Source organism: Brevundimonas sp. LM2 (assembly GCF_002002865.1).
Taxonomy (GTDB): Bacteria; Pseudomonadota; Alphaproteobacteria; order Caulobacterales; family Caulobacteraceae; genus Brevundimonas.
In genome coordinates this window covers 1,742,744-1,755,696 of sequence record NZ_CP019508.1, presented here as the reverse complement: position 1 = coordinate 1,755,696, position 12,953 = coordinate 1,742,744, and the positions used below count along the sequence as shown (strand labels likewise).

Sequence of the window (12,953 nt, the reverse complement as noted above, 5' to 3'; positions counted from 1 at the left end):
GGAAAGCGGCCCGTCGATCGCGCAGCGATCCAGGGCCGATGGGGGAATTCTTTCTGGCTTTGATGTCGGCTGAAGTTCCCCCATCCGTCCTGTTCGAGCTGCGCTCGAAGACGGACGGCTTTCCCCCATGAAGAATGGGGGAAGGACTATTCCGGCGTCCTGCCGTACCGCATCCGACTCAGGAACTCCGTCGCCCGCTTCACCGGCGCGTCCAGATCCACGCCCGCCTTCCATTTCTCGAAAACCATGACGTTATCGATCCGCGCGCGCACGAAGGCCTCCGCCCGCGCGCGGCCCTCGAACCAGCGCAGCGTCAACGCCGGCATCAGGATCCCCACCAGGATCGTCCGCTTCGAATAGTGGTTCCAGTCGGTCGCCGTGTCGCCCGCCCAGCGCCACAGGTGGTCCGCGCTCTCCCAGGCCAGGCTCAGCCCCAGGTCGGCGTTGGTCGGCAGGGCCAGGAAGCCGGCGCATTTCTTCGTCGCCTCCAGGTCGGCGGCCCCCGCCTCCATCCGCGCCGAGACGGCGGCGAAGATCTTCTCGCGGATCTTCATCGCGCCCGGCTCGCCGAGAATCTCCAGCGCCCGCGCGTCGTGGCGCCGCGACAGCAGGGCGGCCAGGTCGCGCGCGCCGTTAGGCAGCAGCAGGTCCTGATCACCCTGCGACAGGCCGGTCTCGGCGCAGGCGGCGCGGACCATGCGGGCGCTCCAGCCCAGGGTCGGAGCCAGCCGGATCGCCGCGTCCAGCACGGCCTGTTCGGTCCGGTCACCCCAGTCGCCTGAGGCTGCATTCGAGAGGTGTGGCGCTTCGGTCATGAGGACACTCTACCCTTGTCATCCCGGACGCGCGACAGCGCGATCCGGGACGCGACGATCTGGACAGATGGCGGGGCTTGGTGTATCCGCACGCCTTCGCTCGCCGGGCTGTCGCCCGCGGGAAGCTATTTTATTTGTCTGCCCGCCTCTACAGGACGCGGCGGGCAGCCAAAGGAGAGTTCAACCTGGTACAGATTTTCGTTCGCGATAATAACGTCGATCAAGCCCTCAAAGCCCTCAAGAAGAAGATGCAACGCGAAGGCAGCTTCCGGGAAATGAAGCGCCACGTGCATTACGAGAAGCCCTCGGAGAAGCGCGCGCGTCAAAAGGCCGAGGCGATCCGCCGCGCCCGCAAGCTGGCCCGCAAGCGCATGCAGCGCGAAGGCCTGCTGCCGCCGCCCAAGCCCCGCGTCCCGCGCGCCTGATCGGCAGCGAATACGAAGATTTCAAAGGCCGCCCCGGACACCCGGGGCGGCCTTTTTCGTTTCCCTTCTCCCCTTGCGGGAGAAGGTGCCCCGAAGGGGCGGATGAGGGGTACGAAGACGCAGACAGGTTCAGGCGAGCAGACGCCCATCGGCCCGACCGGGAGTCACCCCTCATCCGACCTCGCTTCGCTCGGCCACCTTCTCCCGCAAGGGGAGAAGGAAACGAACCTCACCGCCCCCCGCCCCCCATCGCTGCGGCGAAGCTCTTCCAGCTCAGCTTGACGTCCGACAGTGCGCCGGCCCGGAACGCCCGTCCGGCCAGCCAGACCATCAGCAGGGCCATGGCGAACATGCCCGCCATGGTACCGATCACCTCGATCAGGGGCGGCTCGGACGGGGCCCGGGCGCTCATCAGGAAGGGGGTGAAGAAGGGCACCCAGGACATGAACCGGACCACGGCGGCGTCAGGGTTCACCAGCGACATCTGGACGACCAGGATCGGGATCACCAGCACCATCATGATCGGCCCCATCAAGGTCTGGGCGTCGCGCGGCGTCTCGCAAAAGGCCCCGATGGCGGCGAACAGGACGGCGTACATCAGGTAGCCGCCGACGATATAGGCCGCGAAATAGAAGATCAGACCGTTCCGCATCAGCACCGAGCCGACGTCGGCCGCGATGTCGGGGGCCGCCGTGATCAGGGCGAACGCCCCGATCCCGCCCCAGACGACCAGGACCGTGAGGGTCAGCAGAGCGACGCCCAGCACCTTGCCCGTCAGGATCTCGGTCGCCGAGGCCGAGGACAGCAACACCTCGAGAATCTTGTTCGACTTCTCCTCCATCACGCTGTTCAGCAGGATCGAGGCCCCCGTGATGATCAGCGACCACAGGATGAAACACATGGCCAGGCCGATGAAGCCCGGCAGCCGATCGCGGAACGACACCTCGCCCCCGCTCGCGGACCTCGGCGAGAAGACCGCGATCCGGGGTTCGAAGGCCTCGGTCGCGTCGACCACACCGGCATCGATGCCGGCGGCCCGCAGCACCGCCTCGCGGTTGGCGTCCTTCAGGGCAGTCCTGATGAAATCCCGCACCGTGTCGTCGGAGGCGCGCGCCGACCAGACGCGGGCAGCGGGCACGCCCTGTTCGCGGGTCAGGAAGACCACCGCGTCGGGCCGGTCGGCCGGGGGGGTCCCGTCGCTCAGCAGGCGCCGCGCCACGGCGTCGCGGGCGGGCCCAGCGGCAGCCGTGGACAGGTCGGAGGACGTGGCGACAAAGCGCAGTCGCGGCTGGCTGATGGAGGCGAGCGCGCCGTCTGCAGCCCCCGGAGGCGCTCCGGCCGAGGCGGCCGCCTGCTCCGTCGCCTGACGAACTTCGTCCGCCCGACGCTGGCCCTCCTCAGCCAGGGTCTGCCGCACGGCCTCGGCGAGGCCCGACGCCGCCGGCGTCTCCTCGATCAGGACCACGGCCCGGACGGGATCGGCCCCCTGCATCAGCAGCGGCAGGGCACCGCCCAGCACTGCGAACAACGGCAGGGCCAACAGCGACAGCCAGAAGCCCACGGTCTGGGCATAGGCCAGGAACTCGCGGCGCGCGATCAGCAGGACGCGGTTCATCGGACGGTCTCCGGATCGGCGGCGGGCCGGGCGACGCTCTGGTCCTGATCCGGGTGGTCGCCCGTCAGGTCGATGAAGGCGTCGTGCAGGGTCGGTTCCTTCAGCTCGAACCGGCGCACGTCCAGTCCGGTGACGAAGGCGGCCTTCAGGGCGTCCTGGCCGTTGGCGCCGGGGGCCAGCGCGGCCTTGAGCACACGGATCCCGGCCTGATGGGACCGGACCTCGACATCGTTGACGCCCGGCAGGTCGGCGACGGCCTCCGCCGCGATCTCGCCCTCCAGCTCGAGAAAGCGGCGCGACGTCGCCCGCGCCTCATTGACGGTGCCGTCGAAGGCCTTCCGGCCCCGCGCCACCAGGACGACCTGGTCGCACAGCCGCTCGGCATGCTGCATCACATGGGTCGAGAACAGGACGGTCGCGCCATTGGCCGCCAGGTCGCGGATCACCGTCTCCAGACCCTGCTGGTTGACCGGGTCCAGCCCGCTGAACGGCTCGTCCAGAATGACGAACTCCGGCCGATGCACCACCGCGGCGATCAGCTGGACCTTCTGGGCCATCCCCTTGGACAGCTCCTTCATCTTCTTGTCGCGCGCGCCGCCCAGGCCCTGGGCCTCCAGCATCTCGCGGGCGCGCCTGCGCCCCTCCCCGGCCGACAGCCCCTTCAGCGAGCCGAAGAAGGCGATCGCGTCGACGGGCGTCATCTTCTTGTAGAGGCCGCGCTCCTCCGGCAGGAACCCGATGCGGTCCCGGACCGCGCGACCGTCCGAGGCACCCAGGATCGAGATCGTCCCGCTGGTGGCCGGCTGCAGCCCCAGGATCATGCGCAGGGTCGAGGTCTTGCCCGCGCCATTCGGGCCCAGGAAGCCGCAGATGGTGCCTTTCTGAACCTGAAAGCTCAGATCCCGCACCGCCTGGAACTGGCCATAGCGCTTGCTGATGCCGTCCAGGACCAAAGCCGCCATCTGCACCCCCGAGCCTGACATGGGTCAAGAGGTAGCAAAGCGGCACCGCCGCTCAAACTGTATTCGACGACAGATTCAAGAAGCGGCGGCCAGGCCCGGGCCCTCGACCGCGACGCGAAAGACCTGGCCCAACACCCGGGCCGGATTGACCTGGGAGCCGCCCCGGCGAATCTCGAAATGCAGGTGCGGCCCGGTCGAATATCCGGTCGAACCGACCAGACCGATCCGCTCGCGGCCGGCGATCCGATCGCCCGACGCCACGTCGATACGCTTCAGATGAGCATAGAGCGTCGTCATGCCGTTAGGATGGCGCATCTCGATGAAGTTGCCGTAGCCGGCGGGATCATGGCCGATGCGGACGACTTCGCCCTCGGCCGCCGCGAAGACGGTCGTGCCACTGGGGGCGGCGATGTCGACCCCCTTGTGCATCCGCACCCCGGGCTCGCCGCCCAGCCGCCGCATGCCGAAGCGGGAGTTGATGTCGAAGCCGGGCACCGGCTCGCCGAAGGTCATCGAGCGCATCACGGGCCCTGCGGGAACCGCCACCGCGATCACCGGCACATCCTCCGGCGCCGCCGGCTCCGCATCCGGCGGCTGCGTCACCGGGGCCATGGCCATCGCCAGGACGGCCATGCCGATCAGGGCACCGGTCTGGCCGGAATGGAGCAGCAGGGTTCGCAGGGCGGGCGGCAGTCGGCTCATGAAGTCTTGGCTCGGGCAGCGCTTTTCTAAAGCATGGGATCGGTAGCGGCTCGGCCCTGACAGGGCGACCGCCACCGGCGAACCGGCATTCCTAAGACTTCGTGGGGCCACTTTGGGGCGCGGGGCGCGGCGGGTCGCCGCACCCGGGAACCGATTCAGCCGCGACGGTACAGCGCGCAGACCAGGGTGAAGAGCCGACGGGCGGTCTCGTGATCGATCTCGACCTTCCCCTGCAGCCGGGCTCTCAGCAGCTCGGCCCCCTCGTTGTGCAGACCGCGCCGCCCCATGTCGACCGCCTCGATCTGGCTGGCCGACGATCCGCGCAGCGCCTCGTAATAGCTGTCGCAGATCATCAGATAGTCCTTCAGCACGCTCTTCAGCGGCGTCAGCGACAGGGCATAGGTGCGGACGAAATCGATGCCGCTGAGGTCGAACACCAGGCGATTGTCCTGCAGCGACAGCTTCAGCCCATAGGGGCCGGCGTCGGCGCCGTCGGGGGCGAAATGATTCTTCTCGACCAGGTCGAAAATGGCGACGCGACGCTCGTGCTCGATCTCCGCCGTGGCCGACGGCAAGGTCGTCTCGTCCAGCTCGACCGCCGCCAGGCGCTGTTCGCTCATTCGCCCATCCCGTCGAGAACCGGTCCGTCAAGATGGGTCGGCATGACCTTGGCCTGCCACCGTTCCGACAGGTCCGCCACGACGGCGTCCAGACATTCGACATCGACCCGCAGGTCGCCGCCGCCCGCGAACATCAGGATGACCTTGCCGCTGGGCGCCTCGCCCTCGATGAAATGGATCGCCAGCAGTTCCAGGGGCGCGTCCGGCAGGCGCGGCAGGCCCCGGCTCTTGACCGCCTCGACGTCGCCGAACTGCATGGCGGCCCGCACCAAGGTGCCGCCGCATTCCCAGCAGAAGCGGTTGAGTTCGATGGTCAGGCGGCGCGCGCCCTTCTCCCAGACGATGTCGGCGGGGCGCAGGATGGAGTCCTGGAGCGCGGCGGAGATGACGGCCAGGTCGTGATCGTCCTCGGCCAGCAACCGCAGGGGCGCGTTACTGCCCCCGGCGGCCCGGATCGCCTCGCCCTCTTCCGCCGTCAGCGCCTCAATGGTCATCGCCCGGTCCTTCGACAGCCGGGCCCTTGACCCGCCGGATGTCGGCCCCGCACGCCCCGAGCTTTTCCTCGAGCCGTTCGAAGCCGCGATCCAGATGATAGACGCGTCCGACGCTGGTTTCACCCTCCGCGACCAGGCCGGCGATCACCAGGCTGACAGACGCGCGCAGATCGGTCGCCATGACCGGCGCGCCCTTCAGGCGTTCGACCCCCGTCACATGTGCCTCGCCGGCGTGGACCGCGATCTCGGCCCCCAGCCGCATCAGCTCGGGCGCGTGCATGAAACGGTTCTCGAAGATGTTCTCGTGGATGACGCTGACCCCGTCGGCGGTCGTCATCAGGGCCATGAACTGGGCCTGCAGATCGGTGGCGAAACCCGGATAGACCTCGGTCGCCACGTTCACGGCCTTGAGCCTTTGCGCCGGGTCGCGCTTGACGATGACGCCGTCGTCGGTCGGCGTGATCTCGACCCCGGCCTCGACCATGCGATCCGTCAGGCTCTGGATCAACTCGGCCCGGCCCTTGGTCAGCCGCACCTCGCCCCCGGCCATGGCGGCCGCAACCGCATACGAGCCCATCTCGATCCGGTCCGGAATCACGGACCATTCGCCGCCGCTCAGCGAGGTCACGCCTTCGATGACCAGGGTGTCGGTGTCGATGCCCTCGATCCTTGCCCCCATCATGACCAGGCAGCGCGCCAGGTCGCCGATCTCGGGCTCACGGGCGGCCCGCTTCAGCACCGTGGTGCCGCGCGCCAGCACGGCGGCCATCAACGTGTGCTCGGTGGCCCCCACGGAGACGAAGGGAAACTCGATTTCGGCGCCGCGCAGGCCGGTGGGCGCCGTCGCCGACACATAGCCCTCCTGAAGTTCGATCACGGCCCCGAGGCGCGTCAGGGCGTCGATGTGCAGATCGACCGGACGGGCCCCGATCGTGCAGCCGCCCGGCAGGGAGACCTTGGCATGGCCGGTCCGCGCCAGCAGCGGCCCCAGCACGTTGAAACTGGCCCGCATCTGCCGCACCAGGTCATAGGGCGCGAAGGTCGAGGTGATCTCGCCGGCGTCGAACAGGGTCTCCTGCCCGTCCGCGCCGTCGCGCTCGGTCACGGTCATCCCGAATTGCTGCAGCAGCCGACCGAGGAATTTGGTGTCCGCCAGACGCGGCATATTGGTCAGCAGCAAAGGCTGATCGGTCAGGATCGAGGCCGCCATCAGCTTGATCGCCGAGTTCTTGGCCCCGCTGACGGGAATCGAACCGTGGAGGGTCTGACCCCCGTGAACCGTGATACTGTCCATGTCGTCCTTGAGACCGCGGGGATCGAGCGTCCCGGCGAGCCGGCTATCTAGCCCGGCGAGGGCCTGCGGCGAAAGGGCCACAGGCGACTGTCGCCAAATGTGTTCGCCGCGGCCGGCTCAACTGTCCCGACGTTCGGGCCGGACAGCCTTGCGTCGGCGCAGATTGTCCCGCAGCGCCTTGGCCAGGCGAACCGCCCGTTCGCCCTTGGCGATCTGTTCCGGCGTCTTCGCCGCCACGGCCTCGGGGAGCATCGGTTCGGAGATGATCGACTCGGGCGGCTTGGTCATGAACGCAGTCAGCACGGGGAAAACTTGATCGGCAAGCGGAAAGAGGGCTTCCCCCCCGCCCATCCAGTGGCTATACGGCCGCTTCCTCAGAAAAGGCCGCCGTAGCTCAGTGGTAGAGCGCATCCTTGGTAAGGCTGAGGTCGTGGGTTCGATTCCCCCCGGCGGCACCATCAAATCAATGACTTAGCTGAAGCCCTTCGGGGCACTACACCCTCTAGTAAGCGTATAGTAAGCGCGCGAGGGTGAAACAGGTCGCATAAACGTGACCAGACGGTGGGTTTCGTCGAGCTTCCACGACCTCTTCGGGTCGGCCTAGGGCGGTTCGTGACCGGCTTCGCGACTCGATTGCCCAGGCAGACGTAGGGCTTGGCGCGGCGCGTTGGATACGCCAAGCGCACAGGCCCGCTGAGGAAGGAGGCGGAATGGTCGCCGGCGTCAGGCACGGGCGATGTCGGGACGGGTTCGCTAACCGCCGATCTTGGGCCCTAGGAAGGACCAGACGTGTCCGAAGTGATCGGTCATCTTACCATGGCGGCCCTAGAAATCGTCGGCGGCCGTCCGGATCGTGACAGCCCCCTTCGGCGCTGCCGCGCGCCATCCAGGCATCAACGTCATCGACAGCCAGGGCGATATTGACGCTGCTGCCGCTCAGGCTGTGGGGTGAGCGCGTGCCGATCCCGTCCCGACGCTCCGGGAACTGTCGGCTAGATAGATCGTGCCAGCGTTGATCGCAAGCGTTCCATGGCCCAAGCGCCCATCGGTCTCGTCGTGACGCAGGAAGACCGTCGCGGCCAGAGCGCGGACATACCAGTCCAGCGCGTCCGGCCCATCGTGGACCCACACGATTGGGCACGACCGGAGGGTCGGGTGGAATAAAGGGGTCCGCCATCGTCGTCCGCCCAGAATCCGGCACCCCGATAGGCCCACCTTGGTCGAAGGGGGCCTCGCCGGTCAGCGACTGGGGAGCTCTCATCTGTCGCACCAGACAAGCCACGTTGGCTTCGAAGCCCAGCGGGAAAATCACCGATCTGTTAACCTTGCCAAATCGACCTGTTCGAAGCCTCCTGTATCCATCCCTCCCCTAGGCGCCGAAGAGGGGCAACGCGGAAGGACCCGCTCCGCCCCAGTGGACCAAGGGGTCGGATAGGAACGTCTGTTGGCCCCGGGCTGACCGGCCGGGGGGATCGCCCGGCCTGCACACGCCCGACGATCCCGACTGTTGTTTAACCCCTCGCCGGCACGGAAGGCCGGGGAGACCGGCTGGTCCGGCGGCGGAGCCGCTTCACGTTGGCCTGCGCTAGGGCGGAGCCCTTAGCGCTTTGTCGATCTAAGGAGGAAATGTCGCGCAGCGCTTCTGACGATTGTCACTCTCCAGCCAAAGTCGCCGCAAACGGGTGCCGCTATGGAAGCACTCAATCGAAAATCACGCCTCTAGCGCGGCATAGTCATCGTGTGGTGACCTACCAACGAGGGCCGGAACACCTTCGCGTAACTCAGCTTCAAAGGCGCGGCAGCCTCAGTCGGAGGAAACCTCCGGAAACACCGCCCATGAGGCACGGCAGGCTAGTCCCGGCCCCGAAGGCGATTACCACCTGCTACGTAGGCTAAGCGTCAACCGGCGGGGGGGGCCGTACCAGTTGCCTCCAGTAACGTCTCCAACCGACTGGTAGTATGTCTCGTCAAAAATATTCTCAATATTGAGCGCAGCTGACCAGAGATCGTTCAGCCTGTAGTCGACGCGGCCGGACACAATGGTATAAGGCTCGACCGCGAACTCGAAAGGTACCGAATCCACCAGACAGGACGAGAGCCCAGTAAATGCATTAGGTGGCGCTACGTCATCGTCGGGACAAACAGATCCCGACCTAAATCCTTCAGACTGACCGTTAATGCCGATAGACAGCCTCAGGCCGGCAAGCCAACTCGTAAAGCCTCCACTCCTAAAATCGTAGCTTGTCCAGAGCTTGTAAAGATGCTGTGGCTGAATGCTCAGCGACGGCCGGCCCTCTTCTAATCCGTAGAAAGCTCCACTAAGCTCAGTCTCGCTGAACGTGTAACTGGCCGCGACCTGCCATCCGGGCGCAATCTCTCCTGTTAGTTCCGCATCAAGGCCAGAAACTAATACGGTCTGATCATCTCTCTGTACATAGCAACAGCTTCGATATGCATCAACCCGGCCGTATGGCAATGCAGTTCCGTCATTGGCAAGAAAATAGTACGTACCATCCGGATCAAAGTAAACTGATCCATCGGAGTTCAACCTGATTCGATCAAATATATCCGGTTCTGTAACGCCAAAGCCGCTCTTCTCAATCCAATAAACAGAAAGCGCACTATTGATTCTACCGTCCGCGCGGGACCATTTAACGCCAAGTTCTATATTTTCTCCAGTAACCGGCTCTAAAGGCTTCAGATCGCCATCCAGCGTGTCAGACTGATCTTGATATATGTCAGTATACCCCAAATGCAAAGTTACTTCTGGTGTAGCGTCGTAGGAAAGAGCAACGGAGGGTGGCCAAGAGAATTCCTGGCCGCTATATGTCGACCGAAAGGGGCTGTGGGCCGTGCCAACCTGGCCGCCAACGCAAGCCGCTGGTGTCACTGTGTTGGTGCAGAGCTGGACTTCGGAATTGTTGAACTCTTGGCGGCTCCAGCGCAGGCCCGTCTCGACGTGCCATCTGTCAAAGGCAGTTAGGCGAAAATTTGCATAGGCTAAAGTCCGCACCTGTCCGAGCTCTGACCAGCGGCGAGTCGGAAGGGGATTTCGCGGCTCCGTATAAAGTGGGTCAAAGGGGTCGAAGTCGAAGACGTTGATCGGAGGTGTCGCGATTCTTGTATTCGGACATATGGCAGGCGAGGTGCAAAATAGTGGACCCCCGAGGTAGGGCTGATATGGCGCTGTGGAAGAACTGGTGACGAGCGCCGCGAATTCGGTTTGTCCTCCGGCGTCCTGGTCACTTCGGTTGACACCCAACGTTACTTCTTGACGCTGCCCAAAAAGATTAAACTCCCCGACGAGAGACGCCTCAACGGATAGTTGATCGCTGTCGAATTCGCGATATTGGCCGAACAGGCGCGGGCCGCGGCCATCTAGCGGATTGACCGTGAGTAGATTAAAGCCGACTTTGCGCGCGCTAGTTTGTTGATTCGAGGTTACGTTTAGCTTCGCAATCCAGTTGGGGCTGATACTCTGCTCAATGGAACCAAATAGTTCGGTTGTTGTTAAATCCCAGCTATTCCACGGAAAAACCAACCCAATCTCACGGGGCAACCCCAGAGTAGCGCCCGTCTGATAACGGGGGAGACCGTTGTACCAAGGTACACTGTCCTGGTCCGTATAACTCGCACCGAGAGTAACCAGAGTCGTCGGAGCCAGATCGTACTCGACGACTCCGTAGACTAGGGCTTTTTGATCGCTCGCGACGTCATAGAAATGGTCGTTGCTCTGCCACGTCATTACCATCCGGCCACGCAGCCTGCCATCAATGGCAAGCGGCGCTGTTGCATCGATAACGGCGCGATAGTGACTCCAACTACCCATCTCCGCCTCCAAAGTTACCTGTCGGCGATCGAGGGGTCTTTTCCGGACTAGGTTCACGGTACCGGACGGGTCGCCATAGCCGTTGAAAAGACCGGCGGCACCACGAAGAATTTCGACATGATCGTATTGAGATATGTCAATCTGTGGGAAGAAGCCGGCGTTGCCTTCTCTGAAGGCTCCCACCCCGAAACGTGTGGTAATCGGCGCACCACCGTCGATCTGAATACTCGTCACTTCAAAACCGCGAGAATAAAAAGTGGTGTCGAGATTTGTTACACCTTGCGCGAATGAGATCCCCGGTGCTTGCTGCAGCGCCTGATTAAAATCGTTGATGTTCTGCTGCTCCAGCCGCTCGCTAGTGATCACGCTTACCGACTGCGGCGTCTCTAATATGCTACGCGGCGCTTTCGATCCGATCGTCAGCGCCCCGCTCGTAAAGCTACCCGTCCCCTCCGTCGCGGTAATATCACGCGAGCCGTTAACGCCGTTCACCCCTGCCGCCTGACCGGCCCTACCGAACGCTCCGTCACTCTGCGCGCCCTCGATCCGCACCGGGCCGAGCACCCGCTCTCCCTCGACGCTTCCCTCCACCGCCGGCTCGATCGTCACGGTGCGATCATCAACGAAGCGATAGGTCAGACCAGTCCCTGCCAGGAGCCGCGACAGGCCAGTCGCGGCGTCAAGCCGGCCCGAAACAGCCTGGCCGCGACGCCCTTGCGTGACGTCAGCGGAATACACCAATTGGACACCGGTGACTTCGGCGAAACGGACGAGGGAGTTCTCCAGCGGACCCGCCGGAATGGCCAGCTCGTAAGTCGACTGGGCTTGGCTGGACGGGGCTTGGGCGGCGACGGCAGCCGGAGAGAGCAGGAGAGCCGCTGCGGCAGCGGAACAGGCGAGGCGCAGGCGCAAGGTGGTGGTCATCGGTTTCGTCCCCCAGACGGTGATGGTCTGTGAAGGAAGACGGAGCGGCCAGGGACGTCTGAACCGCGGCTGCATGAAACCTTTGTGAAGGCCGGGACCTGTGGCGGGTTTACCGCTCTTACGGTGCTGCGGCCCTCGCAAACGACGCCTTACCCGCCTACCCGCTCCGGCCGCCTCCGCATGACCTGTCCCGACTCGGTAGCGGCGGAAGACTGCCGCTGCGTCGCACGAGTGCGGTCCCCATCCAGCCGAGTCGACAGCCGACAATCAGCGGATGATGACGAGGCCGGGAAGCGGTTGGGTGACTTCGACCGGGAGGGTGTCCTCGAGATGAGCAAAGACCCGGTCGGGAGCGCGGTTATCGAAGACGGCGGTGACCCGCTGGCGTTTGGCCACCGCACCCAGAACCCAGACGCGATCGCCCGAGAGCCGGGCGAGGTCGTCCGCCACAGCCTGAAGCGAGGCGTTGCGATAGATCAGGCGGCCGCGCCGCCAAGCCGTGGCTTCTTCGATCCGAACAGGGACGACGCGGGACCCCCGACGGCCTGCCCAGGCGCGACCTTGGCCGGGTCGTAGGGCGGCGGTATCGGCATCGCCCGCTCCCGCCAGCACAAGACCTTCGAGAACCTCCAACGACACCCGGTCGCCGGCGCGCGAGACCTGAAAGACGGTGCCGACCACGCGGACGCGGGTGTCGGCCGCGGCGACCGTGAAGGGGCGGCTCGCGTCGTGCGCCACGGCGAACACTGCCTCGCCGCTGAGCAAGGTCACGGAGCGACGACCGCCCTCAAACCGATAGTCCAGCGCGGTGGCCCCGTTCAGATGCACAACGGTGCCGTCGCCCAGCATAATCGAGCGTTGTTCCCCTGGCGCAGTGCGGACGTCGGCAAAGGCCACGCCCCAACCCCCGGCGGGCTGAAACGACAGGCCCAAACCGAGAACAGCCGCGAGGCCGGCGGCGCAGGCCGCCAGTGTGGCTCGCCGAGGCGCGCGACGACGAGCGGGCGGGGTGACAGGGGCGGCCGGTGCGTCGGCGGCGGCGCGCACAGCCCCCAGATCCAACCATAAACGTTCCGCGGCCTGGAAGGCGGCCTCATGAGCGGGATCCTCGGCGCGCCAGCTGAGGATGGCGGTCCGCTCACGTAGGGTGGGTTCGCCGGCATGGAGGCGCACCACGCGCTCTCGGGCGGCGTCATCAAGGGCAGCGGACGGGTCGTCAGAGGACATGGATTAGGACGAAGGCGGCATGGGCCAGAACAGGACGCATGCGCAG

Annotated in this window: 11 protein-coding genes and 1 tRNA gene; 2 read left to right on the top strand and 10 right to left on the bottom strand. The window is 65.3% G+C overall.

The features are described from left to right. Positions 1-146: 146 nt before the first annotated feature. Positions 147-815 carry a COQ9 family protein gene (locus BZG35_RS08630; protein ID WP_077355278.1) on the bottom strand — a complete coding sequence of 223 codons (669 nt, stop codon included), beginning with the start codon at positions 813-815 and terminating at the stop codon, positions 147-149. Positions 816-1,000: 185 nt separating this feature from the next. On the opposite strand from BZG35_RS08630, the gene rpsU reads away from it, so the two are divergent. Next, entirely contained in the window at positions 1,001-1,240 is a 240-nt protein-coding gene (rpsU, locus tag BZG35_RS08625) for a 30S ribosomal protein S21 (RefSeq protein ID WP_150126121.1), read from the top strand. Positions 1,241-1,469: 229 nt separating this feature from the next. Here rpsU and BZG35_RS08620 read toward each other — a convergent pair whose 3' ends face one another. From BZG35_RS08620 to BZG35_RS17925, 7 genes are all read right to left on the bottom strand, one after another. Then, positions 1,470-2,855, bottom strand: coding sequence for an ABC transporter permease (locus BZG35_RS08620; protein ID WP_077355276.1), 1,386 nt, complete (start codon positions 2,853-2,855; stop codon positions 1,470-1,472). Continuing rightward, positions 2,852-3,817 carry an ABC transporter ATP-binding protein gene (locus BZG35_RS08615; RefSeq protein WP_077357973.1) on the bottom strand — a complete coding sequence of 322 codons (966 nt, stop codon included), beginning with the start codon at positions 3,815-3,817 and terminating at the stop codon, positions 2,852-2,854. Before BZG35_RS08615 ends, BZG35_RS08620 begins: the two co-directional genes overlap by 4 nt. Before the next feature lie 75 nt (positions 3,818-3,892). After that, the gene (locus BZG35_RS08610) at positions 3,893-4,519 is read right to left on the bottom strand and encodes a M23 family metallopeptidase (RefSeq protein WP_077355275.1); all 627 of its coding nucleotides are present in this window, start codon (positions 4,517-4,519) and stop codon (positions 3,893-3,895) included. A 155-nt stretch (positions 4,520-4,674) separates the two neighbouring features. Beyond that, positions 4,675-5,139, bottom strand: coding sequence for a UPF0262 family protein (locus BZG35_RS08605; protein WP_077355274.1), 465 nt, complete (start codon positions 5,137-5,139; stop codon positions 4,675-4,677). Continuing rightward, a complete protein-coding gene (locus tag BZG35_RS08600) occupies positions 5,136-5,633 on the bottom strand; it encodes a DUF2948 family protein (RefSeq protein ID WP_077355273.1) in 498 nt (165 codons plus the stop codon). The genes BZG35_RS08605 and BZG35_RS08600 overlap by 4 nt, the downstream gene beginning before the upstream one ends. Then, positions 5,623-6,927, bottom strand: coding sequence for a UDP-N-acetylglucosamine 1-carboxyvinyltransferase (gene murA, locus BZG35_RS08595; protein ID WP_077355272.1), 1,305 nt, complete (start codon positions 6,925-6,927; stop codon positions 5,623-5,625). The genes BZG35_RS08600 and murA overlap by 11 nt, the downstream gene beginning before the upstream one ends. Before the next feature lie 117 nt (positions 6,928-7,044). Next, positions 7,045-7,215, bottom strand: a complete 171-nt coding sequence (locus tag BZG35_RS17925; RefSeq protein WP_171981837.1) for a hypothetical protein — start codon at positions 7,213-7,215, stop codon at positions 7,045-7,047. Between the two features lie 95 nt (positions 7,216-7,310). On the opposite strand from BZG35_RS17925, the gene BZG35_RS08585 reads away from it, so the two are divergent. Further along, positions 7,311-7,385: transfer RNA gene (locus BZG35_RS08585), tRNA-Thr, on the top strand. Positions 7,386-8,800: 1,415 nt separating this feature from the next. Here the strand turns inward: BZG35_RS08585 and BZG35_RS08580 are convergent. Both BZG35_RS08580 and BZG35_RS08575 read right to left on the bottom strand, forming a co-directional pair. Then, entirely contained in the window at positions 8,801-11,680 is a 2,880-nt protein-coding gene (locus BZG35_RS08580; RefSeq protein WP_171981918.1) for a TonB-dependent receptor, read from the bottom strand. A gap of 267 nt (positions 11,681-11,947) precedes the next feature. Continuing rightward, on the bottom strand, positions 11,948-12,907 hold the full coding sequence (locus tag BZG35_RS08575) for a FecR domain-containing protein (RefSeq protein WP_077355269.1): 960 nt from the start codon (positions 12,905-12,907) through the stop codon (positions 11,948-11,950). Between the last annotated feature and the right edge of the window lie 46 nt (positions 12,908-12,953).